The 22,544-nt window shown below is 72.0% G+C and carries 28 protein-coding genes; 16 read left to right on the forward strand and 12 right to left on the reverse strand.

What is annotated here, in order from left to right; genetic code table 11:
* Positions 1 to 54: 54 nt before the first annotated feature.
* A complete protein-coding gene (locus OG580_RS19385) occupies positions 55 to 1,170 on the reverse strand; it encodes a barstar family protein (RefSeq protein WP_267044925.1) in 1,116 nt (371 codons plus the stop codon).
* Between the two features lie 280 nt (positions 1,171 to 1,450).
* On the opposite strand from OG580_RS19385, the gene OG580_RS36275 reads away from it, so the two are divergent.
* The 4 genes from OG580_RS36275 (at position 1,451) to OG580_RS19400 (ending at position 3,343) form a co-directional block, all read left to right on the forward strand.
* The gene (locus OG580_RS36275) at positions 1,451 to 1,531 is read left to right on the forward strand and encodes a putative leader peptide (protein ID WP_350497993.1); all 81 of its coding nucleotides are present in this window, start codon (positions 1,451 to 1,453) and stop codon (positions 1,529 to 1,531) included.
* A 161-nt stretch (positions 1,532 to 1,692) separates the two neighbouring features.
* On the forward strand, positions 1,693 to 2,538 hold the full coding sequence (locus OG580_RS19390) for a sulfurtransferase (RefSeq protein WP_267044926.1): 846 nt from the start codon (positions 1,693 to 1,695) through the stop codon (positions 2,536 to 2,538).
* 53 nt (positions 2,539 to 2,591) lie between these two features.
* Positions 2,592 to 2,879: a DUF1416 domain-containing protein gene (locus tag OG580_RS19395; RefSeq protein ID WP_046908577.1), complete on the forward strand. Its 288-nt coding sequence runs from the start codon at positions 2,592 to 2,594 to the stop codon at positions 2,877 to 2,879.
* Positions 2,880 to 3,082: 203 nt separating this feature from the next.
* Positions 3,083 to 3,343: a DUF3099 domain-containing protein gene (locus tag OG580_RS19400; protein ID WP_267044927.1), complete on the forward strand. Its 261-nt coding sequence runs from the start codon at positions 3,083 to 3,085 to the stop codon at positions 3,341 to 3,343.
* Between the two features lie 13 nt (positions 3,344 to 3,356).
* Here the strand turns inward: OG580_RS19400 and OG580_RS19405 are convergent, their stop codons facing one another.
* Positions 3,357 to 3,719 carry a DsrE family protein gene (locus OG580_RS19405; protein WP_267044928.1) on the reverse strand — a complete coding sequence of 121 codons (363 nt, stop codon included), beginning with the start codon at positions 3,717 to 3,719 and terminating at the stop codon, positions 3,357 to 3,359.
* A gap of 163 nt (positions 3,720 to 3,882) precedes the next feature.
* On the opposite strand from OG580_RS19405, the gene OG580_RS19410 reads away from it, so the two are divergent.
* The 6 genes from OG580_RS19410 to OG580_RS19435 all read left to right on the forward strand — a co-directional run bounded on the left by OG580_RS19410 (position 3,883) and on the right by OG580_RS19435 (position 8,732).
* Entirely contained in the window at positions 3,883 to 4,722 is an 840-nt protein-coding gene (locus OG580_RS19410) for a hypothetical protein (protein ID WP_267044929.1), read from the forward strand.
* A gap of 17 nt (positions 4,723 to 4,739) precedes the next feature.
* Positions 4,740 to 5,567 carry a hypothetical protein gene (locus OG580_RS19415; RefSeq protein WP_267044930.1) on the forward strand — a complete coding sequence of 276 codons (828 nt, stop codon included), beginning with the start codon at positions 4,740 to 4,742 and terminating at the stop codon, positions 5,565 to 5,567.
* Complete coding sequence (locus OG580_RS19420) at positions 5,564 to 6,469, forward strand: hypothetical protein (protein ID WP_267044931.1); 906 nt, start codon at positions 5,564 to 5,566, stop codon at positions 6,467 to 6,469. The genes OG580_RS19415 and OG580_RS19420 overlap by 4 nt, the downstream gene beginning before the upstream one ends.
* Positions 6,470 to 6,703: 234 nt before the next feature.
* Complete coding sequence (locus OG580_RS19425) at positions 6,704 to 7,276, forward strand: FABP family protein (RefSeq protein WP_267044932.1); 573 nt, start codon at positions 6,704 to 6,706, stop codon at positions 7,274 to 7,276.
* 42 nt (positions 7,277 to 7,318) lie between these two features.
* Entirely contained in the window at positions 7,319 to 7,756 is a 438-nt protein-coding gene (locus OG580_RS19430) for a Fur family transcriptional regulator (RefSeq protein WP_267044933.1), read from the forward strand.
* 10 nt (positions 7,757 to 7,766) lie between these two features.
* Positions 7,767 to 8,732 (forward strand): folate-binding protein YgfZ, encoded by a 966-nt coding sequence (locus OG580_RS19435; protein WP_267044934.1) that lies wholly within the window; start codon positions 7,767 to 7,769, stop codon positions 8,730 to 8,732.
* Positions 8,733 to 8,781: 49 nt separating this feature from the next.
* On the opposite strand, the gene dtd is transcribed toward OG580_RS19435, so the two are convergent.
* The gene (dtd, locus tag OG580_RS19440) at positions 8,782 to 9,207 is read right to left on the reverse strand and encodes a D-aminoacyl-tRNA deacylase (protein WP_267044935.1); all 426 of its coding nucleotides are present in this window, start codon (positions 9,205 to 9,207) and stop codon (positions 8,782 to 8,784) included.
* Positions 9,208 to 9,336: 129 nt separating this feature from the next.
* Here dtd and OG580_RS19445 point away from each other — a divergent pair, with 129 nt between their 5' ends.
* Both OG580_RS19445 and OG580_RS19450 read left to right on the forward strand, forming a co-directional pair.
* Positions 9,337 to 9,981: an ABC transporter substrate-binding protein gene (locus tag OG580_RS19445; RefSeq protein WP_267044936.1), complete on the forward strand. Its 645-nt coding sequence runs from the start codon at positions 9,337 to 9,339 to the stop codon at positions 9,979 to 9,981.
* Positions 9,982 to 10,142: 161 nt separating this feature from the next.
* Entirely contained in the window at positions 10,143 to 11,387 is a 1,245-nt protein-coding gene (locus OG580_RS19450; protein WP_267044937.1) for a GNAT family N-acetyltransferase, read from the forward strand.
* Positions 11,388 to 11,390: 3 nt separating this feature from the next.
* On the opposite strand, the gene OG580_RS19455 is transcribed toward OG580_RS19450, so the two are convergent.
* From OG580_RS19455 to OG580_RS19465, 3 genes are all read right to left on the reverse strand, one after another.
* Positions 11,391 to 12,335: a YafY family protein gene (locus OG580_RS19455; RefSeq protein WP_267044938.1), complete on the reverse strand. Its 945-nt coding sequence runs from the start codon at positions 12,333 to 12,335 to the stop codon at positions 11,391 to 11,393.
* Between the two features lie 10 nt (positions 12,336 to 12,345).
* Positions 12,346 to 13,836: an MFS transporter gene (locus OG580_RS19460; protein WP_267044939.1), complete on the reverse strand. Its 1,491-nt coding sequence runs from the start codon at positions 13,834 to 13,836 to the stop codon at positions 12,346 to 12,348.
* A 99-nt stretch (positions 13,837 to 13,935) separates the two neighbouring features.
* On the reverse strand, positions 13,936 to 14,421 hold the full coding sequence (locus tag OG580_RS19465; RefSeq protein WP_267044940.1) for a MarR family winged helix-turn-helix transcriptional regulator: 486 nt from the start codon (positions 14,419 to 14,421) through the stop codon (positions 13,936 to 13,938).
* Between the two features lie 95 nt (positions 14,422 to 14,516).
* On the opposite strand from OG580_RS19465, the gene OG580_RS19470 reads away from it, so the two are divergent.
* Complete coding sequence (locus OG580_RS19470) at positions 14,517 to 15,029, forward strand: hypothetical protein (protein ID WP_267044941.1); 513 nt, start codon at positions 14,517 to 14,519, stop codon at positions 15,027 to 15,029.
* A gap of 16 nt (positions 15,030 to 15,045) precedes the next feature.
* On the opposite strand, the gene OG580_RS19475 is transcribed toward OG580_RS19470, so the two are convergent.
* The 3 genes from OG580_RS19475 to OG580_RS19485 all read right to left on the reverse strand — a co-directional run bounded on the left by OG580_RS19475 (position 15,046) and on the right by OG580_RS19485 (position 16,656).
* Positions 15,046 to 15,702 carry a DUF664 domain-containing protein gene (locus OG580_RS19475; RefSeq protein WP_323182580.1) on the reverse strand — a complete coding sequence of 219 codons (657 nt, stop codon included), beginning with the start codon at positions 15,700 to 15,702 and terminating at the stop codon, positions 15,046 to 15,048.
* Positions 15,703 to 15,768: 66 nt separating this feature from the next.
* Entirely contained in the window at positions 15,769 to 16,185 is a 417-nt protein-coding gene (locus OG580_RS19480) for a VOC family protein (RefSeq protein WP_267044942.1), read from the reverse strand.
* A 75-nt stretch (positions 16,186 to 16,260) separates the two neighbouring features.
* The gene (locus OG580_RS19485; protein ID WP_267044943.1) at positions 16,261 to 16,656 is read right to left on the reverse strand and encodes a helix-turn-helix transcriptional regulator; all 396 of its coding nucleotides are present in this window, start codon (positions 16,654 to 16,656) and stop codon (positions 16,261 to 16,263) included.
* A 101-nt stretch (positions 16,657 to 16,757) separates the two neighbouring features.
* Between OG580_RS19485 and OG580_RS19490 the strand changes: the two genes are divergently transcribed.
* The 3 genes from OG580_RS19490 to OG580_RS19500 all read left to right on the forward strand — a co-directional run bounded on the left by OG580_RS19490 (position 16,758) and on the right by OG580_RS19500 (position 18,327).
* The gene (locus OG580_RS19490; protein WP_267044944.1) at positions 16,758 to 17,282 is read left to right on the forward strand and encodes a helix-turn-helix domain-containing protein; all 525 of its coding nucleotides are present in this window, start codon (positions 16,758 to 16,760) and stop codon (positions 17,280 to 17,282) included.
* Positions 17,283 to 17,309: 27 nt separating this feature from the next.
* The gene (locus tag OG580_RS19495; RefSeq protein ID WP_267044945.1) at positions 17,310 to 17,855 is read left to right on the forward strand and encodes a hypothetical protein; all 546 of its coding nucleotides are present in this window, start codon (positions 17,310 to 17,312) and stop codon (positions 17,853 to 17,855) included.
* Between the two features lie 124 nt (positions 17,856 to 17,979).
* Positions 17,980 to 18,327 carry a DUF2516 family protein gene (locus OG580_RS19500; RefSeq protein ID WP_267044946.1) on the forward strand — a complete coding sequence of 116 codons (348 nt, stop codon included), beginning with the start codon at positions 17,980 to 17,982 and terminating at the stop codon, positions 18,325 to 18,327.
* Positions 18,328 to 18,447: 120 nt separating this feature from the next.
* Here OG580_RS19500 and OG580_RS19505 read toward each other — a convergent pair whose 3' ends face one another.
* The 3 genes from OG580_RS19505 to OG580_RS19515 all read right to left on the reverse strand — a co-directional run bounded on the left by OG580_RS19505 (position 18,448) and on the right by OG580_RS19515 (position 22,322).
* On the reverse strand, positions 18,448 to 19,722 hold the full coding sequence (locus OG580_RS19505; RefSeq protein ID WP_267044947.1) for a PP2C family protein-serine/threonine phosphatase: 1,275 nt from the start codon (positions 19,720 to 19,722) through the stop codon (positions 18,448 to 18,450).
* 517 nt (positions 19,723 to 20,239) lie between these two features.
* Complete coding sequence (locus tag OG580_RS19510; protein ID WP_267044948.1) at positions 20,240 to 21,289, reverse strand: C40 family peptidase; 1,050 nt, start codon at positions 21,287 to 21,289, stop codon at positions 20,240 to 20,242.
* A gap of 238 nt (positions 21,290 to 21,527) precedes the next feature.
* On the reverse strand, positions 21,528 to 22,322 hold the full coding sequence (locus tag OG580_RS19515) for a class I SAM-dependent methyltransferase (protein WP_267044949.1): 795 nt from the start codon (positions 22,320 to 22,322) through the stop codon (positions 21,528 to 21,530).
* Positions 22,323 to 22,544: the final 222 nt, after the last annotated feature.

Here is a 22,544-nt window from a genome sequence, read left to right on the forward strand (position 1 = left end):
TCCGGCCGACGCTCCCACTCGGCGGCGGGCGATACCCGGCGGGCGGACCGTGGATCACGCCAGGGTGACGTGCATGCCGCCCTCGGCCAGGAGGTCGAGGATCACGCCGAACAGATCGTAGGACTGGCCATCGGGTGTCAGGGCCTGGGACAGGTGCTCGCGTGCGGTCGCCGCGTCCCGCCAGAGCAGAGTCGCGGGGGCGGTGTAGCCGAAGGTGCCACCCAGGCAGTCGGCGAGGGCGCCGAGGTTGCCGCCGAAGTAGCCGCCCGGCCCGTTCACCGCCTCGCCGAGCGCCAGGTAGAGGCCCGGTTCGTCGGTGACGTGCCGGCCGTCGAGTGCGTAGGCGTGACCGGCCGGCCGGTCACCGGGGGCACCGTGGTGGGCGACTCGCTCGCGGACGAGATCGTGCCAGACCCAGCGGTGCCGGGTATCGAGGCCGGCCCAGGCCCCCGCCGTGTCGGGCGGCCCGGCGAGCCACCGCTCCCAGACGGGCCGGGCGTGTTCGGGAACGGGCCTGAAGAGCTCTCCGTCGAGCTCCAGGTCGATCAGATCCGTCCCGGACGACGAGGCGCGCCACGCGCTGACTCGGGCCCAGAGCAGGCGTTCGGTGAGCTGCTCACCTTGATCGTCTCGTATCTCCAGGGCGGCCAGTTCCAGGTCCAGCGCCTGCCGGGTGCCCTCCGCCAGTGCCGCCCGCAGCTGATCACCCTGGGCGAGCCCCCGCAGGACGAGCGGTGGTGAAGGCTGCTTGTGCGGCCGGACACGGACGAATGCGCGGCAGGATCCCAGCCATCGGTGCCCGTCGTGCACACGAACGCGGCCCCTGTGGCCCTCGGGCGGACCTTCGTAGTCGTCCTGGCCGGTGAGCACGAGACCGTCCGTCCCCAGGGGCTGCCCCGGGCTCTCCGCATCCTCCAGCGACCAGGGGTCGAGCGTCTCGTCGTCCGGCACCAGCCACAGCCGGTGGCCGACCCAGCCGCCCACCCCCGCCTGCTCCGCCTGCTCCGCCTGTGGAACCCAGCCGAACAGCTCGTAGGTCCCGCGTCGCGGTTCTCCGAACAGCCCTTCCGCCTCGGCGCATACGCCCCAGGCATGCCCGTGCTCCGTCTCGGTCAGCGTGTACCGCGTTCGCCCGCGATGGTCCTCGTCCTCGTGCACGCCGGGAATCATGCCGGGACCAGGTTCCTACGGCGAGGTCATTTCCGCGGCGGGCCTCTGGACGGGGTCCGCCGCGGACCACCCTTCCGGGGCCGCCGCGGACCCCCGATCGCCCCTCTAACCACATGGTGAGACGCCTCTGTCCGATCCGCAGAAACCGAACCGGACACCGCGGTACCGAGGCGCTCGGAGCCGACCTGCACGGTGATCACGTCTCGCATCTCGGACGATCGCGTCTCAAAATATGACACACCGGTGACACGGCCGCCTGTCCGTCCCTACGATCGAGGGCATGAAGCGACAGGCGGATCTCACGAAGCGGCGGGCAGTAGACCTGTGCCGCGTCGCCGCCATGCTCTGTCGCTCAGTCTGAGCGGGAGCACCGACTCCCGTATTCCTTCAGGCCCTTCGACCGCGGTCGGGGCCGACCTGTGCAGCCGTACGCACGTCGTACGCCACGCGACGACGCGTACCGCATCACAAACCCGCACCAACCGCACCACACCGCCGCACACTGCCCCGGAGGAGAACAGCATGGCTCGCAGCGACGTCCTGGTCGACGCGGACTGGGTCGAGGCCAACCTCGACAACCCGCAGGTCGCCCTTGTCGAGGTCGACGAGGACACCTCGGCCTACGAGAAGAACCACATCCGCAACGCCATCCGGATCGACTGGACCCAGGACCTTCAGGACCCGGTCCGCCGTGACTTCATCGACCAGGAGGGCTTCGAGAAGCTCCTCTCGGCCAAGGGCATCGGCAACGACACCACGGTCGTCCTCTACGGCGGCAACAACAACTGGTTCGCCTCGTACGCCTACTGGTACTTCAAGCTCTACGGCCACCAGGACGTGAAGCTCCTCGACGGCGGCCGCAAGAAGTGGGAGCTCGACTCCCGCGACCTGGTCGACGGCTCCGAGATCCCGGCCCGCCCGGCCACCGAGTACAAGGCCAAGGCCCAGGACGCCTCGATCCGCGCCTTCCGCGACGACGTCGTGGCCGCGATCGGCTCCGAGAACCTGGTCGACGTCCGCTCGCCCGACGAGTTCTCCGGCAAGCTGCTCGCCCCGGCGCACCTCCCGCAGGAGCAGTCGCAGCGCCCCGGCCACGTACCGAGCGCCCGCAACATCCCGTGGTCGAAGAACGCCAACGACGACGGCACCTTCAAGTCGGACGACGAGCTCAAGGCCCTCTACGAGGACGAGCAGGTCGACCTGGCGAAGGACACCATCGCGTACTGCCGCATCGGTGAGCGCTCCGCGCTGACCTGGTTCGTCCTGCACGAGCTGCTCGAGGTCACCAACGTCAAGAACTACGACGGTTCGTGGACCGAGTACGGCTCCCTCGTCGGCGTGCCGATCGAGCTCGGCGCCAACAAGTAAGCCTTCCGGACCTCCCCCTTCTCCGGACCCCTCGACCGTAAGGACAGAACACCATGTGTGGAGCGCAGCCCGGCGGCCCCGACGCCTCGACGATCAAGCCCGGTGAGACCACCATCCAGGGCTTCGTGACCAAGGACGGCCAGCCCGTCACCGGTTACGTCCGCCTCCTGGACTCGACCGGCGAGTTCACGGCCGAGGTCCCGACCTCCGCCACCGGACAGTTCCGTTTCTACGCGGCCGAGGGCACCTGGACCGTCCGCGCCCTGGTTCCGGGCGGCACCGCCGACCGCCAGGTCGTGGCGCAGAAGGGTGGCCTCGCGGAGGTCGCCATCGCCGTCTGACCGACTGCGACACCGAACGGCCGGAGGGCCGTGCCTCCTGGGGGGTTGGACGCCATTTCCAGGACTTGAGGCACGGCCCTTCGGTCTTTTTCTTCCGCGCCCCTCGCACTGCTCGGCGCCGGGGGCGCCTCACAGGCTTCGAGGCGCTGCGGCAGCCTCCGGCCGCCGGTGACGGGGGGCGTGTCCGGACGTACGCTGAAGGTGTGTACGCACGCCGTCGCCACGTCTACTTCTGGATGATGGGCGCCTGCCTGGTGCTTTTCGTGGGCGCCTGGGCCGTCGTGCGGCTCTTCTCGATGCCGGTGGCGGTCGGCATGTGCGTGGTCGCCATGGTCATCCCGCCGGTCGCCGCGATGGTCGCGAACCGGCGGGGCCCGGAGGACCGCTGGTGGGACGACCCCTCGGGAGACCCGACGTCGGACGAGTGGTGGGACGAACTGGACGGCAAGAGGCGCCGTCGGTAGTCCGTCCTCGTCCTCAGTAGACGAGCGCCTGCGTCTCGTCGCCCATGATCTCCTGGACGAACACCTGGGCGCCGGCGATGCGGACGCCCTCCAGGACGTCCTCCTCCGTGATCTCCCGCCGGGTCGCGCACTGCGTGCAGAGCGTCACGCGGCCGGCCGCCAGGACCGAGTCGATCAGGTCCGGCAGGGGCGCGGCGTGCGGCAGTTCGAACTCGGCCGCGCGGCCCGGGAGGGCGAACCACGAGGACTCGCCGGTCAGCCAGAGCGAGACCTCGACGCCGCTGGCGACGGCGACGGCGGCCACCGTGAAGGCCTGCGAGCAGCGTTCGGGGGCGTCGGCCCCTGCGGTCACCTTGATCACGAGCTTCTTCGCCATATGCCGAACTGTAATGCGCGGCCCTGCAACCCCTTGCGGCTCTCACGTGTCAGTTGGGTGCGCGGATGACGGAATCCGCCCTTCAGGTCTCGTGGGGGGACTGTTGAGTAACGAAGAAACCATCCCAAATACGGATACGGCACCGCCGCCGGAGCCGGGGGCGGTGGCGGAAACCGCGCCTCCGGTCGTGAATCCGGAGGGGCCGGAGGCAGAGGCAGAGGCAGCGGCAGAGACGGAGGCCGCGGCCGCGGCCGACGCCGCGCCGTCCGAGGCCGTACGGCCGCGCCGCCGTGTCCTCCGTACCGTCGGGCTCATCGCCGTCGCCGCCGTCCTCGGCATCGTCGGCGGCACGGCGGTCGGATACGGCGTCCAGGCGCAGCGCGAACCGACGCCGCTCCCGCCGCTGAACCAGCCGGCCCTCGCCTACCCCAAGCCCCTCCCGAAGGGCCAGGAGCCGGATCCGCTCCCGGCCTCGGAGGACCGTCAGGCGAAAGCGCAGGGTGACCTGCGGAAGCTGCTGGTCCCGAAGCCCGCGGGTGCGAAGAAGGACGAGTTCGGGGACCGCGACGGCTGGATGTCGGTCCGCGAGTTCGCCTCCGACTTCGAGCGGGCCGGGGAGGCGCTGAGCTACCAGCTGGAGCTGGGCATCCGGCGCGTCGCCGTCACGTCCTGGAAGACGGGCGAGAACCGGCTGAGCTCGGTCCGCCTGGTCCAGTACCGCCCGGGCGACGAACTCGGCGCGCAGGATCACATCGAGGACCAGCAGGGCTACATGCCCGAAGAGGAGTACGCGAACGGCGAGGGCGAGGCGCTCAAGGGCTCCGCCGACGGCCGCTACTACGTCTTCCCCGTGCAGCGGAAGGCGGGCTACTTGGACTTCTACGAGGCCAGGGCCCTCTTCCACCGCGGCGACATCGCGGTCGAGATCTTCATCTTCGACACGAAGAAGATCACGGAGAAGGACATCCGTTCGCTGGCCGAGCAGCAACTGGGGCGCCTGTGACTGAGGACCGGAACGACGTGAACGTACCCATCGAACCGATGGCACCGACAGAACCCGCTGCCGAGGCCCCGCGGAAGCCGAAGCGCGGCGCGCGCCGCATCCTGCTCGGGGTCGTCCTGCCCGCCGTGCTGGTCCTCGGCGCGGCGGGCGGCGGCGTGACGTACACCGCGGTCACCGTCTCCTCCGCCGACCGCACCGCGCCCACGGAGGTGTGGGGTTCGGCGGATTCGACCGCGACCGACAAGGACCCGGCCGAGTCCGCCGCGCGCGGCAAAGCGGGGACGCCGCTGAGCAAGCTGCTGCTGCCCGTGCCGCCCGGGTACGAGCTCGGCCCCGACCACGAGCTGTACGGGAACGACGGCGAGCTGGGCGAGGCGGAGGCCGTCGCGCAGATGAAGCAGGAGGGCGAAGGCCTCTCCGGCAAGAAGCGGCGCGCGTACGAGAAGGAGGTCGACCGGCTCGGCATCCAGGGCATCGCGGTCCGTTCCTTCTCGGATCTGAGCGACGCCGCCGTCATCTCCGTCCACATCACGCGGATGAAGGACAAGAAGCGGATCAAGGACAGTTTCAGGCTTCGCAAGGAGGTCCTGGAGGCCCTGGAGTTCCCGAAGGGTCCCAAGGTCAAGGACCACCGGAACGCGGCCTGCTACCTCATGCCCGAGGACAAGACGGTGGAGAAGAAGGAACGCGAGGAGCAGCTCGACGGCATGGTCTGCATCGCCTACGACTCCGAGGTCATGGTCTCGGTCACGGCGTCGGGCGCCAAGCCGTTCGACCGGGCGGGCGTGGCGGACCTGCTCAAGCAGCAGCTCGACCACATCGAGTCCCCGGGGGAGTACGTATGACCGAGCAGACCCAGACCCAGACAGAGGCCGAGACGCTGATCGAGGCCGAGCCGGCGACCGAGGCCCGGATTCCCGCGCCGTCCGTGCCTCAGGACGAAGCCGTACCTGCTCCCGTTCCCGTCCCCGCCCCTGCGCCCGCGCCGAAGAAGTCCCGGCGGCCGCTGCTGGCGGCCATCGCCCGCTGGACCGCCGCGGTCCTCGTGTGCGGCGGTGTCGGTGCCGGTACGGCCCTGGGGCTGACGTCCATGGACCGCAACGAGGTGCCAGGTCTCGCGACCGAGTCCGACGGCCGCTGGACCTACCCGAGGCTCGCCCTGCCGGCGCTGCCCGAAGGCGTCCCGCGCCCGTACTCCGACGGCAACGACGGCGAGGTCCACCACGCCGACCTGCGGAAGCTCGTGCTGCCCGCCCCGGAGGGCGCCACGGTCGACCCCCGGCTGAACGGGGGCTGGATCGGCCTCGACACCTACCTTGAGCACTTCCACGCCGACGACCGGGTCGCGGTGAAGGAGGCGCTGGCCGATTCCGCCCTGCGGCACGTCGCCGCCCGCGGCTGGACGACGCCGGACGGCACGACCACCCGGGTGTACCTGATGCGGTTCACGTCGGTCGCGTTCGCGGAGGCGTTCAAGGACGACGTCCTGGACACGGGCGTCCGCGGCAGCAGGCTCCCGGCGGGCGTCGATGGCGAGACGTCGGACACCGCACTGGAGGACGTCCGGATGTCCTCCCTCTCCCTGTACGCCTTCGACGAACGGAAGCCGTACGGCCCCGAGCAGACCCGGTGGGCGTACATCCAGGCCGGTGACACCCTGGCCCTGATCACCCAGACCCGGAAGGGCGAGGCGCTCGTCGTGCCCTTCCAGCAGACGGTCGCCCTCCAGGCGCAGCTTCTCGGCTGATCGCCACCGTGTGTCGCTAGACCCACCTCACAGAGTGGGCCGGGTCCCCGCCCACTAAGCTGGGGTCCGGCCCGTTCCGCCTTCACCGCTCAGTCGAGGAGCACCCCGTGATCATTTTCTTCGAAACTCTGCTGGTCCTGGTCGCCGTCGGCGTGCTCGCCTTCACCGGACTGGCTGTGAAGAAGCTGTACCAGGGCCAGCGCTAACCACCTCTAGAGAACGCCAGAGCTGCTCATGATCGAGATCCCGTCCGACCTCAATCCGGACCTCGTCCCCCTCGCGTTCCTGCTCGGTACGTGGGAGGGCGCGGGCGTCTCCGACTTCCCCGGCGCCGAGAAGTGCAACTTCGGCCAGTCCGTGACGTTCAGCCACGACGGCCGGGACTTCATCGAGTACCACTCGCACTCCTGGGTCCTCGACAACGACGGCAACAAGGTCCGTCCGCTGGAGAGCGAGAGCGGCTACTGGCGCATCGACAAGGACCGCAAGGTCGAGATCGTCATGGTCCGTGACCAGGGCATCGTCGAGATCTGGTACGGCGAGCTCGCCGACCAGAAGCCGCAGATCGACCTCGCGACGGACGCCGTCGCCCGGACGGCGGCCTCGGGCCCGTACAGCGGTGGCAAGCGCCTCTACGGCTACGTCAAGAGCGACCTCATGTGGGTGGGCGAGAAGGCGACCCCCGAGGTCCCGCTCCGCCCCTACATGTCGGCGCACCTGAAGAAGGTCGTGACGCCGGAAGAGGTCGCGGAGATGGCCCGCAACCTCGGTGACCTGCCGGACGACGGCATCGCCTTCTTCCGTTAGACACCTGGGGGTGGCACGCCGCGCCCTCCTACACTGGGGGGCGTGGTGACCACCGACTGGAAGAGTGACCTGCGGCAGCGCGGCTACCGGCTGACGCCGCAGCGCCAGCTTGTCCTGGAGGCCGTCGACGCGCTGGAGCACGCGACGCCCGACGAGATCCTGGTCGAGGTCCGCAGGACCGCGTCCGGGGTGAACATCTCCACCGTGTACCGGACCCTGGAGCTCCTGGAGGAGCTCGGTCTGGTGAGCCACGCCCACCTGGGGCACGGGGCTCCGACGTACCACCTCGCCGACCGGCACCACCATCTGCACCTGGTGTGCCGGGACTGCGCGGAGGTCATCGAGGCGGACGTGGAGGTGGCCGCCGAGTTCATCGGGAAGCTCCGCGAGACCTTCGGTTTCGAGACGGACATGAAGCACTTCGCGATCTTCGGGCGGTGCGCGGAGTGCACCAGGAAGGCCGCGGACCCCGAGTCGTAGGCTTTCCCTTATGAAGAGCCCTCTGCTGTCCCTGCCCGGTGCCGTCGCCGCCGAAGGCCGCGACGAAGGCGTCGCCGCCCACTACGGCGATCTGTTCCGCGAGCAGCGCGCCCTCGCCGACGGCTCCGGTTTCGTCGACCTCTCCCACCGTGGTGTCGTCGCCGTCACCGGTGACGACCGGCGGAGCTGGCTGCACCTGCTCGTCACCCAGCACATGACCGACCTGCCGCCGGGGCAGGCGACCGAGGCGCTCGTCCTCTCCGCGAACGGGCACATCGAGCACGCCCTGTACCTCGTCGACGACGGCGAGACCCTGTGGGCGCACGTCGAGCCGGGGACGCGCGAGGAGCTCGTCGCGTACCTGGAGTCGATGAAGTTCTTCTACCGGGTCGAGGTCGCCGACCGTACGGAGGACATCGCGGTCGTCCACCTCCCGGCCGGCTCCGTCGCCGAGGTCCCCGAGGGTGCCGTCGTACGGGAGACCCCGTACGGGCGTGACCTCTTCCTGCCCCGCGCCGACCTGGAGTCCTTCGCGGACTCGCACGGGCCGGCCGCCGGGATCCTCGCCTACGAGGCGCTGCGCGTCGAGGGGCACCGGCCGCGGCTCGGCTTCGAGACCGACCACCGGACCATCCCGCACGAGATCGGCCTCATCGGCAGCGCCGTCCATCTGCAGAAGGGCTGCTACCGGGGGCAGGAGACCGTCGCCCGCGTGCAGAACCTGGGGAAGCCGCCGCGCCGCCTGGTCTTCCTCCACCTGGACGGCAGCGAGGTGCTGCTCCCCGCGCACGGCGCCCCGGTCCGGCTGGCCGCCGACGGCGAGGAGGGCCGGCAGCTCGGCTTCGTGACGAGCGCGGTCCGCCACTACGAGCTGGGCCCGATCGCCCTGGCCCTGGTGAAGCGGAACGTCCCGGTGGACGCGCCGCTGCTCGTCGGGAACACGGCGGCGGCGCAGGAGACGATCGTCGAGCCGTAGGGGCCCGCGCCCGACGGAGCGAGTGGCCCGGCGCCGGGGCGTGGGCCGCTCAGACGTCGATGACGACCGTGAACGGGCCGTGGTTCGTGAGCGAGACACGCATGTCCGCTCCGAAGCGGCCCGTCTCCACGTGGGCGCCCAGTTCGCGGAGGCGGGCGACGACCTCGTCCACCAGGGGTTCGGCGACCGGGCCGGGGGCGGCCGCGTTCCAGGTGGGGCGGCGGCCCTTGCGGGCGTCTCCGTAGAGGGTGAACTGGGAGATCACCAGTAGCGGCGCGTTCACGTCGGAGCACGACTTCTCGCCGTCGAGTACCCGGACGGACCAGAGCTTTCTGGCCAATTGGGCCGCCTTCTCCGGGGTGTCGTCGTGGGTCACCCCGACCAGGACGCACAGCCCCTCGCCGACGATCTCTCCGACGGTCTCCCCTGCGACGACGACGCTCGCGCCGTCCACTCTCTGCACCACAGCTCGCATGTGTCCCAACGTACCGGCCGGGAATCGCGGGGGGCCGAACGGGTGCAGAGCGCCTGCACGTGCACGGGTGGGAGTGGCACGATGCCTGTGAGGCGGTGCGGCTCCGCACCGGTCGAGGGGACGATTCTCATGAGTGCACCTGGCACCGGGCCGACGCCGTCCGGCCCCGTACCGCTGTTCCGCGTCGTGGACCCGGGAGGAAGCGTGGGCGGAAGCATGAGCGGAAGCATGGGCGGAAGCCCGACCGTGCGTCCGCCCGTGCAGCGGACCGCAGAGCCCGACCTGCCCGAACGGGCCCAGCCGGACCTCGGCGCGCTCCGGCTGCCCGAGCTGCGCGCGCTGCGGCGCGAGGCGCAGAGCGACGAGGCCGACCTGAGCTACGTACGGCGGATGCTTCAGGGCCGCATCGACATCCTGCGGGCCGAGCTCGCGCGGCGGACCGATCCGGAGGCCCGGGTCGTCGACCGGCTCTCCGAGATCCTCGCCGACGTGCCCTCGCGGCACCGGACCTCGGCCCGGCACGTGACGCTGTCGACTCCGCGCGGCGAGGAGTACCGGCGGCTGGCGGCCGAGATGCTGTCGGAGGTCGAGCTGTCGGACCTGACGGCCCGTACGGACGAGGAGCTGCACACCGCGATGGGCCGGCTCGCGGGGTACGAGCAGCAGGTCTCGCGGCGCCGGCAGCACCTCCAGCGGACCGCCGACGACTGCAGCGGGGAGATCGCCCGCCGATACCGGGAGGGCGAGGCGCAGGTCGACGACCTGCTGGCCTGAGAGCAGCGGGGCGGGCCACGGCGCGGGCGGGGAGTGGCGCGGGCGGGCCACGGTGCGGGCGGGGAGTGGCGCGGGCGGGCCACGGTGCGGGCGGGGAGCGGGCCGGGAGCGGTGGGGGAAATCGCGTGCGGTTCCCGTACGGCCGTGCGTAGTGTCGGGGGATGAGTGTCGACATGCGCGCGGTGGTGGAGTCCGAGTTCCCCGGCTGGCTGCTGGCCCTGCAGACCGGTTTCCTCCGGCCGCCCACGGCGCCCGACGAACTGGTCGCCGACCGGCTGGCCAACGCGGACCTCGCGCGGACGCTCGGTGTCTTCGACCGGGACCGGATCGTCGGTACCTTCCGGTCGTTCCGGCAGGAGGTCAGCACGGTCGGCGGCGGCAGCCTCACCGCCGACGCCATCACCCAGGTCACCGTCTCCCCGACGCACCGCCGGCAGGGGCTCCTCAGCCGGATGATGACCGCCGACCTCGGCGCCGCGAAGGAGCGGGGCGACGCGATCGCCACGCTGATCGCCGCCGAGTACCCGATCTACGGGCGGTACGGCTTCGGCCCGGCGAGCTGGGCCGCCGAGTGGAGTGTGGACGTACGGCGGGCCGGGCTCGACCCGCGGCGCTCGGGACAGCCGGAGGACGGCGGTCGGATCGATCTGGCGGACGGCGAGGAGATCCGCAAGATCGGGCCCGAGGTGCACCGCGGGCTCGCCGGGGTCCGCGCCGGGGTCACCGACCGCTCCACGCGCGGCTGGGAGCTCGGCACCGGCCTCGGCTACCAGATCGACGGGTGGAAGGAGCCGTTCTACGCGGTGTACCGCTCGGAGTCGGGTGCGGTGGAGGGGTTCGTCGCCTACTCCGCCGACGACAAGTGGGACGACTCCAAGCAGCCCGTGAACACGGCGACCGTACGGGACCTGCTCGCCGTCACCCCGGCCGCCGAGCGCGCCCTGTGGCGGTACCTCTGCTCGATCGACTGGGTCGGTACGGTCCGCTCCGGCTACCGCGCGCCCGACGACCCGCTGCCCCTGCTCCTGCCGGACCCGCGCGCGGCGAAGACGCTGACGTACGTGGACATGCTCTGGGTCCGGGTGCTCGATGTCGTCCGGGTCCTGGAGAGCCGTACGTACCCGGTGGAGGACGGCCTCGTCCTCGACCTGCGGGACGCGGACGGCCTGGCGGGCGGGCGCTACCGGCTGGACGCCTCCCCGGCGGGCGCGCGCTGCGTCCGTACCACCGAATCCGCCGATCTGGCCCTCGACATCGCGGAGTTGGGGGTGCTGGCGTTCGGCGACGAGTCGGCGGTGCGCCTCGGGCGCCTCGGTCGCGTGGAGGAGCTCACGCCGGGCGCGGCCGTCCGCGCCGACCTGTTGTTCCGTACGCCGCTGCGGCCGTTCTCGCCCGACATCTTCTGAGGGTCACGCGTACAGCGTCGTGAGTTCCGCGCCGATGCGGGCGAGGGCCGTGCGGGCCTCGGGTGGGTCGAGGAGCTCCACGCGGGCGCCCAGGCCCGCGAGTTGGGCGGCGACGACCTCGGGTGAGGGGCCGTCGATCTCGACGTGCGTCCAGCCGTCCGGGGCCCGTTCCCCGTACCGTATCCGCGCGCCGAGGAGGCCTTCCAGGACGGACTCCGTGCCGGGGGCCGCCCGGCCCCGGACCGTCGTCGCGACCATGCGGTCCTCCATGCGGGCGGCCAGCGCGCGCCACGCGGTGGGGAGGTCGAAGCCCTCGGGCCGTACGGCGGGGGCGCCCGTCTCGGTCACGGAGGTGACGCGGCCGACCCGGAAGGTGCGCAGGCCGTTCTCCGTACCGGCGACGAGGTAGCGGACACCCGTCTTCGTGGCGATCCCGAGCGGGTGGACGGTCCGTTCGCGGGGTTCCCGGCCGGGGCGGGCGTATCCGATCCTGAGCTCGCGCGCGTCGACCACGGCCCGCTGGAGCGCGGCCAGTCGGGGTTCCTCCGTGTCCGCGCCCGTCCAGTCGGTCCCGTCGGCGGTCCCGGCGCGGGCGGCGGCCTCGGCGCCCTCGCGGAGGGGCGGGGGGAGGGCCCGTACGAGCTTGCGCAGGGCGGTCCGGGTCCGTGGGCTCGGGCTCGCGGTGGCGTCCGGGCCGGTCAGGAGGAACAGTTCGTGGATCTCGGGGGCGGTGAGGCCCGTCAGGTCGGTGCGGGCGCCGCCGACCAGCGACCAGCCGCCGCCCTTCCCCGCCTGGGAATAGACCGGGACCCCGGCGCTCGCGAGCGCTTCGAGGTCCCGGCGGGCGGTCCTTTCGGACACGTCCAGTTCGGCGGCGAGTTCGGCGGCGGTGGCGCGTTGCCTGGTCTGGAGGAAGAGCAGGGCGGCGACGAGGCGGTCGGCTCTCATGGCGCCATTGTCACAGGGTGGTGAGTACGGGCTCCGTGTTCTTCCGCGAGGCTTCCTGCTCCTTGCCCTGCTCCTGTCCCTCCGGCCGGCGCGCCGGGTTGCGCAGGACGGTGAAGGCGACGGCCAGGGCGGCGAGGACGAGCGCCGTGCCGACCGCGAAGGCCAGGTGGTAGCCGCCGGTCAGGGCCTCGGCGGTGGACCGGCCGGCCGCCGTGAGGGACTCGGTGCGGGAGGCGGCCAGGGTGGAGAGGACCGCGACGCCGAGGGCCATGCCGATCTGCTGGGTGGTGTTGAAGACACCGGAGGCCAGGCCCGCGTCCGCCTCCTCGGCGCCCGACATGGCGAGCGAGGTGAGGGCGGGGAGCGCGAGGCCGAAGCCGGCGGCGAGCAGCATCACGGGGAGCAGGTCGGTGACGTAGTCGGCGTCGGCGGGGAGGCGGGTCAGCAGGCCGAGGACGCCGACGAGCAGCAGGATGCCCGCGAGCAGGACGTTCCGCTCGCCGAACCGGGCGATGAGGCGGGCCGAGACGCCGAGCGACACGATGCCGATGACGGCGGCGGCGGGCAGCATCGCGAGGCCGGTCTCGGCGGCTCCGTATCCGAGGACCTTCTGCAGGTAGAGGGCGACGAGGATCTGGAAGGAGAAGAGCGCGGCGACCATGAGCATCTGGACCAGGTTGGCGCCGGCCACGCTGCGGGAGCGGAGGATCCGCAGGGGCATGAGCGGGTTGGCGGCCTTGGCCTGGCGGAGGACGAAGCCGGCCAGGAGGGCGACGGCGAGTCCGCCGAGGCCGAGGGTGTGCGCCGAGCCGGCCCCGTACTCCTCGATGGTGACGACGGCGTAGATCCCGGTCATCAGGCCGGCGGTGACGAGCAGCGCGCCGAGGACGTCCGCGCCGGCCTTGAGGCCGAGGCCGCGGTCGGCGGGGAGGGCGGGGAGGGCGGCGAGGAGCGCGGCGATGCCGATGGGGAGGTTGATGAAGAAGATCCAGTTCCAGGCGAGGGCGTCGGTGAGGACTCCGCCGAGGACCTGGCCGAGGGAGGCTCCGGCGGCGCCGGTGAAGCTGAACACGGCGATGGCCTTGGCGCGTTCGCGGGGTTCGGTGAAGAGGGTGACGAGGATGCCGAGGCTGACGGCCGCGGACATGGCGCTGCCGATGCCCTGGAGGAAGCGGGCGGCGATCAGGACGCCGGGGGAGGCGGCGACGCCGGCGAGGAGCGAGGCGGCGGTGAAGAGGCCCGTGCCGAGGAGGAACATCCGCTTGCGGCCGATGAGGTCACCGATGCGGCCCGCGAGGAGGAGGAGCGAGCCGAAGGCGATGAGGTAGGCGTTGACGACCCAGCTGAGGCCGACGGGGGTGAAGCCGAGGTCGCTCTGGATGGCCGGCATCGCGACGGTGACGATGCTGCCGTCGAGGATCGTCATGAGCATGCTGGTGGCGAGGACGCCGAGGGCGAGCCGGCGGGAGGTGTCGGTGCGGGTGCTGGCAGGCGCGGACATGAGCACTCTCCTGTTCGATGGAGGCAACAGGAGAGACGTTAGCAGATGGTTTTGTTGCAGACTATTTTTTACGGGAGTAATGCTCGGCGCGGGCGGGGCTCAGCCGCGCTGCCGCGCCCGGCGGGCCGTCCCGGGGCCCTCGACGGGGGTCTCCAGGTGGCCGGTGACCAGGCGGTTCAGTGCGCGCAGCAGGATGTGGCGCTCGTCGTCGGGGAGCGAGGCGAGGGCGTTCTCGTGGATCCCGTCGACGATCCGCTGGCTCTCCTGGGCGACCTTCGCGCCCTCCTCGGTGACGGCGATGATCCGCGCCCGCCGGTCGGTGCTGGACGGCCGCCGCTCGGCGAGCCCGGCCTTCTCCAGGGCGTCGACGGTCACCACCATCGTGGTCTTGTCCATGTCCCCGATCTCGGCGAGCTGCGCCTGCGTGCGCTCCCCCTCCTGGGCGTGGACGAGGACGCAGTGCATGCGGGGCGTGAGGCCGATCTCGCCGAGCTCCGCGGTCATGCGGGAGCGCAGGACGTGACTGGTGTGGTCGAGGAGGTAGGAGAGGTCGGGCTCGGTGCGGGTGGGCGCCATGGCAGTCATGCCTGCCAGGGTAACGAAAGTCGATCCGTCGCGGATCGTTTGGAAGTGGATGAGTGGCGGGGGTCGCCCTCTACGGGCCCGGCATCATGGGGGGCATGACGGCACTGCTGTTCCTGGACGTGGACGGGCCGCTGATCCCGTTCGGCGCGCGTGACGGGGCGGGCGACGGGACGCGCGGGGGCGCGGGCGCGGGCGGCGGCGCCCATCCGACGTATCCGCCCGCGCCGCCCGCCTCCGTGAGCCCGCTCCTCGCGCGACTCGACCCGGCGCACGGGGCGCGGCTCGCGGCGCTCCCGTACGAGCTGGTGTGGGCGACGACCTGGGAGGCGGACGCCAACGCCTGGGTCGCCCCGCGCCTCGGACTGCCCGAGCTGCCGCTCGTCGCCTGGACGGACGGGCCCGAGGTGCCCGGGCTCCACTGGAAGACGCCGGCCCTCGTGGCGTGGGCGGCGGGGCGGCCGTTCGTCTGGGTGGACGACGAGATCGGGGACGTCGACCGGGCGTGGGTCGCCGACCGCCATCGCGGACGGGCGCTCCTTCATCGGGTGGATCCGCGGTGCGGGCTCGGCGACGCCGACTACGCGGTGCTCGCCGCCTGGGCGGGGTGAGCGGGGCCGGGCGGTCCTACATGCCGGTCGCGCCGTCGATGCGTTCGCGGAGGAGGTCGGCGTGGCCGTTGTGGCGGGCGTACTCCTCGATCATGTGGACGAGGACCCACCGCAGGGAGACGGGTCCGCGCCAGTCGTCGTGACCCGAGACGTCGAGGTCGGGGGCCTCCGCCGTGAAGCGTTCGGCGAAGTCGACCGCCGCGTGCCAGGCCTCCCAGGCGGCCGCGACGGCCGCCGGGTCGGGGGCCGCCCCGTCGAAGTCCCCGTCCGGGTCGGCCGGGGACGAGAACAGTGGGGTCGCGTCGGCCTGGCCGGCGAGGATCCGGCGGAACCAGCGGCGTTCGACGTCGGCGAGGTGCCGCACCAGGCCGAGGAGGGAGAGTGTGGACGGCCCGGCGGAACGGCGGGCCATGGCCTCCGCGTCGCCCGCGAGGCCCGCGCACTTCAGCGCCAGGGTCGCGCGCTGGTCCGCCAGGAACCCGGCGAGCAGCTGCCGCTCGTCGCCGGTCGCGGGGCCCGTGAAGCGCCGCCGCCGCTCCGGCCGATCCGACTCGTCGAGGACGTCCGCACGGCGCCGGGGGGCCACCGCGTCCCGCCCCGCACCGCCCCGCTTCGCCTCGTCCTTCTCGGCGTACGGAACGTCCAGCCGGCTCCGTGTCCCCTCAACTGCCATGCCGGGCCTCCCTGTTGGCTCCCCGTCATCCTGGCACGACGGGGGTCCGACAGGTGTGGGCGGCGCTCAGCCGGTGCGGGGCTGGGAGAACCTGAGCATGTTGCCCGCCGGGTCGCGGAAGGCGCAGTCGCGGACGCCGTACGGCTGGTCGACGGGCTCCTGGAGCACCTCGCCGCCGGCCGCCCTGATGTGCTCGAAGGTGGCGTCGACGTCTTCGGTGGAGAAGATCACGCCGCGGAGCATCCCCTTGGCCAGCAGCTCCGCCATGGCCTGCCGGTCGGCGGCGGAGGCGTTGGGGTCGGCGAGCGGCGGTTCGAGGACGATCTCCACGTCCGGCTGCGAGGGCGAACCGACGGTCACCCAGCGCATCCCCTCGAACCCGACGTCGTTGCGGACCTCCAGGCCCAGGGCGTCGCGGTAGAAGGCGAGCGCCTTGTCGTGGTCGTCGACGGCGATGAAGCACTGCGAGAGTGTGACGTTCATGGCTTCGACGCTACGGGGAGGAACCGGAGTTCGCTTCTCCGATCGTGACCGATCGCGATCGGTGGTCCCGCCCGGTCAGCCGTTCCTCGTCGGTCGCGTGAGGACCTTCGCCACGCACGCCGGGATCACGGCGCCCGTCTCGTGCCGCCGGGCCCGGTACGCGCTCGGGCTCTCGCCCACCAGCTCGGTGAAGCGCGCGCTGAACGACCCGAGGGAGGTGCACCCGACGGCGAAGCAGACCTCGGTCACGCTCAGGTCGCCCCGCCGCAGCAGCGCCTTCGCCCGCTCGACGCGGCGGGTCATGAGATAGCTGTACGGAGTCTCGCCGTAGGCGGCGCGGAAGCTGCGGGAGAAGTGCCCGGCGGACATGAGCGCGACCCGGGCCAGCGCGGGTACGTCGAGCGGCGACGCGTAGTCGCGATCCATCACGTCCCGCGCCCGCCGCAGCCGTACCAGGTCCTCCAGCGTCATGCTCCCCAGCATCGCACGGGCCGGGCGACGGCTCCCGGGGGAGAGGCGACTATTGCAAGCGCCTGCTTGCAATAGTTAGCGGAGGCTGGCATGGTCGGGGCATGGCATCGCTCAACGTCGGCAATCTCGGTGAGTACCTCCGCGAGCAGCGGAGGACCGCACAGCTGTCCCTGCGGCAGCTCGCCGACGCGGCCGGTGTGTCGAACCCGTACCTGAGTCAGATCGAGCGGGGGCTGCGGAAGCCCAGCGCGGAGGTGCTCCAGCAGGTCGCCAAGGCGCTGCGGATCTCCGCCGAGACGCTCTACGTGCGGGCCGGGATCCTCGACGAGAAGGAGCGGGAGGAGCTGGAGACGCGCGCCGTCATCCTGGCCGATCCCTCGATCAACGAGCGGCAGAAGCAGGTCCTGCTCCAGATCTACGACTCGTTCCGCAAGGAGAACGCCGCCGAGCAGGCAGCGGAGGCCGCCGCCGAGAAGGCGGCCGGCACCGGCACCGACACCGCGCCCGGCACCGGCACCGACACCGCGCCCGGCACCGGCACCGACACCGCGCCCGGCACCGGCACCGACACCGCGCCCGGCACCGACACCGCCGCCACACCCGATGCCACACCGTCTTCGAGCTAGTCCGACACACCCGGGAGGACCACCAGCATGGCCATCATCGACGAACTGCGTACCCCTCTCTACTTCGCCGCCGGCACCGCCGACCTCGCCGTGCAGCAGGCCAAGAAGGTCCCCGGCCTGATCGAGCAGCTCGCCGCCGAGGCGCCCGCCCGCATCGAGGCCGTGCGGAAGACCGACCCGAAGGCCGTGCAGGAGAAGGTGACCGCGCAGGCCAAGGAGGCCCAGGTCACCGTGCAGTCGAAGTTCGCCGAGGTCGTCGGCGGGCTCGACACGGACCTCAAGAAGCTCGGCGAGACCGCCCAGGACCTCGCCCTCCGCGGGGTCGGCGTGGCAGCCGAGTACGCGGTGAAGGCGCGCGAGAAGTACGAGGAGGTCGCCGCCCACGGCGAGGAGGCCGTCAAGGCCTGGCGCGGCGAGGCCGCCGAGGAGATCACCGAGATCGCCGTCGTCGTCGAGCCCACGTCCGAGGCGGACTCCGTGGCGGACCCCGTCGCGGAGGAGGCTTCCGCCAGGAAGCCCGCCGCCCGCAAGGCCCCCGCCAAGAAGACCCCGGTCGCCGCCGAGAAGGAGTAGCGAGCGGTACGCGGACGCGTACGGAAGAAGCAGGTGCGGGCACCAATACGGGTACCCGAGGCGTTGTACCGGGTACCTTGACCGCGAGGCGCTCTCTCCACATCACCACTAGGCGGTGCTCAGCATGTTGCGCGCGGGATTCGACTCCCTTCTCACCCTGGTGATCTTGCTGGTCTTCACCGGCTTCGCCGTCGCCGCGCTCGTCTTCGCCGCCATGGCGCGCGAGGACGCCTACCGCGCCGCCGAGAAGCAGACGAAGAAGTTCTGGCTGATCCTCCTGGGCATCAACCTCGCCCTGAACCTGCTGCTGCCGATGCTGTTCCTGCAGATCGCCGGGCTGATCGCCGCCATCGTCTTCATGGTGGACGTGCGCCCCGCGCTCGCGCAGGTCTCCGGCGGAGGCCGCGGAGGCCGCCGTGGCGGCGGCTCGAGCAGCGACGGGCCGTACGGTCCGTACAACGGCGGCCGGTAGCCGCCGCCGTACGGTCCGGTACAACGGCGCCGGTAGCCGCCGCCGTACGGTCCGTATAACGGCGCCGGTAGCGCGAAGGCGGCCACCGGCGGCCGAGCGGACGTGGACAGGGCCTGGGGGCTAACCCCGGGCCCTTTCCCTGTCTCTGTCTCTGCCCTTGTCCCTGTCCTTGTCCCGCTCCAGGGCCAGGACCGCGACGTCGTCCGTCAGCTCGCCGCCGTTCAGCGACCGCACCTCCGTCACCGCCGCCTCCAGGAGCTCCTCGCCCCGCAGGCCCGAGGACAGCTGCCGGTTGATCATGTCGACCATCCCGTCCTGGCCGAGCCGCGGCGAGCCGGGGCCGGCCGAGCGGCCCTCGATCAGCCCGTCCGTGTACATGAGCAGGCTCCACGCCCCGCCCAGCTCCACCTGGCGGCGCGGCCAGCGGGCGCGCGGCAGCAGGCCGAGGGCCGGGCCGCCGTCCTCGTACGGGAGCAGTCTGGCCGCCCGCCCGTGCCGGGCGATCAGGGGAGACGGGTGGCCGGCGAGGCAGAGACCCGCCCGGCGTCCGTCGGGCGCGATGTCGACGGTGCAGAGGGTCGCGAAGATCTCGTCGCTCTCCCGCTCGTGCTCCAGGACCTGCTGCATCGTCGAGAGCAGCTCGTCCCCGCACAGGCCCGCGAAGGTCAGCGCCCGCCACGCGATCCGCAGCTCGACGCCGAGGGCCGCCTCGTCGGGTCCGTGCCCGCAGACGTCACCGATCATGGCGTGGACGGTGCCGTCGGGCGTGCGGACGGTGTCGTAGAAGTCGCCGCCGAGCAGCGCGCGGGAGCGGCCGGGCCGGTAGTGGGCCGCGAACCGCAGGTCCGAGCCCTCCAGGAGCGGGGTCGGGAGGAGTCCGCGCTCCAGGCGGGCGTTCTCCTGGGCCCGCAGCCGGGACTCGGCCAGTTTCACCTGGACGGCGTCGGCGCGCTTGCGCTCGACCGCGTACCGGATGGCCCGGGTGAGCAGCCGCCCGTCGAGCTCCTCGCGGAAGAGGTGGTCCTGGGCCCCGACCCGTACCGCCTCGGCCGCCAGCTCCGCGTCCGCCGAGGTCGCGAGGGCGAGGACGGCGTGGCGCGGGGCGAGGCGCAGGATGTGGCGCAGCGGGGCGAGCGGGTCCTCCCCGGCGGCGCGGGGGCCGGGCAGGGAGAGGTCGACGAGGACGCAGTGGACGTCGTCGGTGAGGAGCCGCTCGGCCTCGGTGAGGTTGCGGGCGGTACGGATGCGCACCCGGGTGCCGGCGGCGTCCGCCGCGTCGAGCAGTTCGGGTACGGCGAGGACACCCGCCGGGTCGTCCTCGACGACCAGGAGGGTGAGATCGGTGCGATCGCGGTCGGTTCCTGTGCCTGTGCCAGTCATAGCGGTGGCGTCCATAGCGGTGGCGTCGCCGGGTCCCGCGGCAGCAGAGACGATTCTCTGGCGCGGTACGGATACGGGCATCGGTCCGGAGCTTCCTTCCCTCCCCCCGAGGGTGCGCAGGGCGCCGGGTGGCGCCCCGCCCGTCCCGGACCATAGCGGTAGGTCGGGGCGCAGCGGAATGGTGATCAGCGCGTGGGTGGCCTCCCGGGTCTTGGCATATGCCGCGGAAGGGGAGGTAGTTGTCGCGGGATGGGCCGGGGAACGCCGGAGGAGCGGTCCCGGGGCAATGAGAAAGGTCACGCCGGGCGGGCGAGGTCCGTCAGGTCGGTGGAACGAATCCCGCCATGCGGGACGGACGGTTCTCGCCAGGTGGTGCGGGGTGGGGCGGGGTGGTGCGGGGTGGGGCGGCGTGGGGCGGGGTGGGGCGGCGTGGGGCGGCGTGGGGCGGGTTGGGACGGGTTGGGGGTGATGTGGGGCGGGAGGCGGCTCCCGGGCTGCGCTCCTGCCGGCCCGTGCCGCCTCCGGCGCCCGGTCATCCCGGCCGGACGACCCCCAGGATCTCCATCGAGCCCGCCCCCGCGAGGGTCACGTTCCGTCCTGGGCGTGGGGCGTGCACGATCGCGCCCTTGCCGATGTACATCCCGATGTGGCTCGCGTCCTTGAAGTAGACGATCAGGTCGCCCGGGCGCATGTCCTTGATGTCCACGCGCGGCAGCAGTCGCCACTGCTCCTGCGAGGTGCGCGGGATCGGGAGGCCCGCCTTGCCCCAGGCGAGCTGGGTCAGGCCGGAGCAGTCGAACGAGTCGGGGCCCTCCGCCCCCCACACGTACGGCTTCCCTATCTGCGCCGTCGCGAACTCGACCGCCTTCTTGCCCTGCGGGGTCGCCCCGGTCTTGAGGTCGCCGAGGATGCCGGTGTCGAGCCAGGTCGTCTGGGCCCGGTACTGGGCCTGCTCCTCCAGCCGGCGCAGTCGCTCCCGCTCCTCGGCGGCGAGCTCGGACTCCAGCTTCTTGGCCGCGGCGATCTTGTCGTTGATCTCCTTCTTCGCCTGGGCCTGCTTGACCCGGTGGGCCTCCAGCTTGGTCCAGTTGTCGCCGGCGTCCTTGGCGTAGGTGCTCAACTCCGCCTGGGTGCGGGTCATCTCGCCGAGGAGGTCCGTCGTGGCCTTCGACCCGGCCTTGAGCCGCCCCGCGTTGTCGAGGAAGAGCTGCGGGTCGTTGGTGAGGACGAGCTGCGCGCCGTCCGGGAGGCCGCCGTTGCGGTACTGCGCGCGGGCTGCGGCGCCCGCCTTGGCCTTGAGGTCCTCGATCTTCTCGCGGCCCTCCACGATCATCAGGGCGAGCCGGACGATCTCGGCGGACTGCTCCTTGGTCTTCTCCTCGGCGAGGTTGTACGCGTCGGTGGCGACGGCGGCCTGCCGGTACAGGACGTCGATCTCCTTGCGTACCTCCTCCAGGTTCTTCTTCGGCGGAGGAGGCGGCAGCGGAGCGGCGGCGGCCTGGAGGGTCAGCGCGGGTGAGGCCAGCACCGTCAGGGCGCAGATCACGGTGATCGCGGCGGTGGTGTGGCGACGTCGGTTCACAAGCTCCCCCTCGTAAACGGCCCGCGGTCCATCTGATTTACCGTCAGTAACTTAGCGGCGGCCTTGGCGATAGTGCCATGCGAAACCGGAAAGCAACAGGGGAAACCGGGGCCTGTCGGGTCGATCCTCACCTGGGGGGACGAGTGATGTGCGGGAGGCGTTCCCGACGTACGGGAAATTCGGCGGCCGTTGGGGAAAGAAGAGGGAAGAAGAGGAAAGGGCGAGGAAGGATCGACCCTCAGGTCCGCGGTGCCAGCGCCTCCCACCGCACCGTCACCTCGCCCTGTCGCCACCGTCGCGGACCGTCCGTCAGCGGCCAGTCCGCCGCCAGTTCACGGACCGAGCGGATCCACCGCTGCCGCGCGCCCAGCGAGGCGTACGGGGCGGCCGCCGCCCACGCCCGGTCGAAGTCCCGCAGGAAGGCGTGCACCGGTTCGCCCGGCACGTTGCGGTGGATGAGCGCCTTCGGCAGCCGTTCCGCCAGGTCCGAGGGCCGCTCCAGCGAACCGAGCCGGGTCGCGAAGGTCACCGTGCGCGGCCCGCTCCGGTCGAGGGTCACCCACACGTGCCGCCGCCCGATCTCGTCGCAGGTGCCCTCGACGAGCAGCCCCTCGGGCGCGAGCCGCCCGCACAGTCGCGCCCACACGGCCGCGACCTGCTCCTCGTCGTACTGGCGCAGCACGTTCGCCGCCCGGATCAGGGACGGCTGGCCGGGCACCGGCACCTCGAAGCCGCCGTGAAGGAAGGAGAGGCCCTCGTGCTCGTACGGCTTCGCGGCCTCGACCCGGGCGGGTTCGATCTCGATGCCGTAGAGGCGGGTGCGGGGCTCGACGGTGCGCAGCCGGGCGAGCAACTCGACGGCGGTCCAGGGGGCGGCCCCGTAACCGAGGTCGACGGCGAGCGGCGGTTCGGCGGAGCGGCGGAGGGCGGGGCCGTGGACGGCGGCGATCCAGCGGTCCATGCGGCGCAGCCGGTTGGGGTTGGTGGTCCCGCGGGTCGGTGTGCCGACGGGGCGGGTGGTGCGCGGGGCCATGGCACGAGCGTACGGGGTGGGGCGCGACCGACCGGCCACGCCCGGAGGGCCCGGAGGACCCGGAGCGTCCGGAGTACCCGGCGTACCCGGAGTACCCGGAGTACCCGAAGTGCCCGTCGTACCCGGCGCACCCCCTGGATACATCCGCCCCACCCCCTGCCCAACCGGTAATGAATTGGCAAAGCGCCGTGCCCGGCGGAAATGAAAGGGGTCATTCCGGTG

Origin of the sequence: Streptomyces sp. NBC_00094, from assembly GCF_026343125.1 — a bacterium.
In the GTDB taxonomy this organism is placed as follows: domain Bacteria; phylum Actinomycetota; class Actinomycetes; order Streptomycetales; family Streptomycetaceae; genus Streptomyces.

Bases quoted from the DNA above. Each gene is read 5' to 3' on its own strand.
- OG580_RS19385 (WP_267044925.1), bottom strand. From the start codon at position 1,170: ATGATTCCCGGCGTGCACGAGGACGAGGACCATCGCGGGCGAACGCGG.
- OG580_RS36275 (WP_350497993.1), top strand. From the start codon at position 1,451: ATGAAGCGACAGGCGGATCTCACGAAGCGGCGGGCAGTAGACCTGTGC.
- OG580_RS19390 (WP_267044926.1), top strand. From the start codon at position 1,693: ATGGCTCGCAGCGACGTCCTGGTCGACGCGGACTGGGTCGAGGCCAAC.
- OG580_RS19395 (WP_046908577.1), top strand. From the start codon at position 2,592: ATGTGTGGAGCGCAGCCCGGCGGCCCCGACGCCTCGACGATCAAGCCC.
- OG580_RS19405 (WP_267044928.1), bottom strand. From the start codon at position 3,719: ATGGCGAAGAAGCTCGTGATCAAGGTGACCGCAGGGGCCGACGCCCCC.
- OG580_RS19420 (WP_267044931.1), top strand. From the start codon at position 5,564: ATGACCGAGCAGACCCAGACCCAGACAGAGGCCGAGACGCTGATCGAG.
- OG580_RS19425 (WP_267044932.1), top strand. From the start codon at position 6,704: ATGATCGAGATCCCGTCCGACCTCAATCCGGACCTCGTCCCCCTCGCG.
- OG580_RS19435 (WP_267044934.1), top strand. From the start codon at position 7,767: ATGAAGAGCCCTCTGCTGTCCCTGCCCGGTGCCGTCGCCGCCGAAGGC.
- dtd (WP_267044935.1), bottom strand. From the start codon at position 9,207: ATGCGAGCTGTGGTGCAGAGAGTGGACGGCGCGAGCGTCGTCGTCGCA.
- OG580_RS19445 (WP_267044936.1), top strand. From the start codon at position 9,337: ATGAGTGCACCTGGCACCGGGCCGACGCCGTCCGGCCCCGTACCGCTG.
- OG580_RS19450 (WP_267044937.1), top strand. From the start codon at position 10,143: ATGAGTGTCGACATGCGCGCGGTGGTGGAGTCCGAGTTCCCCGGCTGG.
- OG580_RS19455 (WP_267044938.1), bottom strand. From the start codon at position 12,335: ATGAGAGCCGACCGCCTCGTCGCCGCCCTGCTCTTCCTCCAGACCAGG.
- OG580_RS19460 (WP_267044939.1), bottom strand. From the start codon at position 13,836: ATGTCCGCGCCTGCCAGCACCCGCACCGACACCTCCCGCCGGCTCGCC.
- OG580_RS19465 (WP_267044940.1), bottom strand. From the start codon at position 14,421: ATGACTGCCATGGCGCCCACCCGCACCGAGCCCGACCTCTCCTACCTC.
- OG580_RS19470 (WP_267044941.1), top strand. From the start codon at position 14,517: ATGACGGCACTGCTGTTCCTGGACGTGGACGGGCCGCTGATCCCGTTC.
- OG580_RS19475 (WP_323182580.1), bottom strand. From the start codon at position 15,702: ATGGCAGTTGAGGGGACACGGAGCCGGCTGGACGTTCCGTACGCCGAG.
- OG580_RS19480 (WP_267044942.1), bottom strand. From the start codon at position 16,185: ATGAACGTCACACTCTCGCAGTGCTTCATCGCCGTCGACGACCACGAC.
- OG580_RS19485 (WP_267044943.1), bottom strand. From the start codon at position 16,656: ATGACGCTGGAGGACCTGGTACGGCTGCGGCGGGCGCGGGACGTGATG.
- OG580_RS19490 (WP_267044944.1), top strand. From the start codon at position 16,758: ATGGCATCGCTCAACGTCGGCAATCTCGGTGAGTACCTCCGCGAGCAG.
- OG580_RS19495 (WP_267044945.1), top strand. From the start codon at position 17,310: ATGGCCATCATCGACGAACTGCGTACCCCTCTCTACTTCGCCGCCGGC.
- OG580_RS19500 (WP_267044946.1), top strand. From the start codon at position 17,980: ATGTTGCGCGCGGGATTCGACTCCCTTCTCACCCTGGTGATCTTGCTG.
- OG580_RS19505 (WP_267044947.1), bottom strand. From the start codon at position 19,722: ATGGACGCCACCGCTATGACTGGCACAGGCACAGGAACCGACCGCGAT.
- OG580_RS19515 (WP_267044949.1), bottom strand. From the start codon at position 22,322: ATGGCCCCGCGCACCACCCGCCCCGTCGGCACACCGACCCGCGGGACC.